The sequence below is a fragment of the uncultured Vibrio sp. genome (assembly GCF_947488985.1).
Classification (GTDB): Bacteria; Pseudomonadota; Gammaproteobacteria; order Enterobacterales; family Vibrionaceae; genus Vibrio.
Window position 1 is genome coordinate 1 of record NZ_CANLBV010000402.1, and the last position, 222, is coordinate 222.

The 222-nt window shown below is 51.4% G+C and carries 1 tRNA gene; it reads right to left on the reverse strand.

Annotated elements, in window-relative coordinates:
- Window positions 1-3 precede the first annotated feature (3 nt).
- A tRNA-Cys gene (locus tag Q1A70_RS20750) sits at window positions 4-77 on the reverse strand.
- Between the last annotated feature and the right edge of the window lie 145 nt (window positions 78-222).

Genomic DNA, 222 nt, shown 5'->3' on the forward strand with positions numbered 1-222 from the left:
TGATGGAGGCGCCTCCCGGAGTCGAACCGAGGTCCACGGATTTGCAATCCGCTGCATAGCCACTCTGCCAAGGCGCCCCAATAGTTTTTTAAGAGAACAACTCTTTTGATTCCTACCAGAGCAAACTACTAGGAAGGTATAATCAAATAGATGGTGCCCCGGGCCGGACTTGAACCGGCACAACGCGAACGTCGAGGGATTTTAAATCCCTTGTGTCTACCA